Source organism: Kitasatospora sp. NPDC059803, assembly GCF_042732255.1.
Classification (GTDB): Bacteria; Actinomycetota; Actinomycetes; order Streptomycetales; family Streptomycetaceae; genus Kitasatospora.
In genome coordinates, this window is the sequence record NZ_JBHWIJ010000249.1 from 1 (window position 1) to 318 (window position 318).

Here is a 318-nt window from a genome sequence, read left to right on the forward strand (position 1 = left end):
CCGGCGGCGACGCCACGCCCCCGGGCGGCAACGCTCACGCCGCCGCCTCGGTGAAGCCAGGCGGGGCCGCGCTGCCGCACCCGGTTTCCGAGACCTCCGTTGCTGCCCGAGAGCCACGAGGAGGTGTGCTCGTGCCTCGGGGTCGAGGACAGGCCCGAAGGATGGGCTCTGTGGAACACCTGGGGTTCCCCCTTCGGGGTGCGGAAGTCGGGGCTCGGCGGGCAGCCGTGACACCACATGCCGGGGGGGGGGGCGGGCCCGCGGGGGGCGGGGGGGGGCCGGGGGGGCGCGGGGTAGGGGTATAATAAACTAGATAAT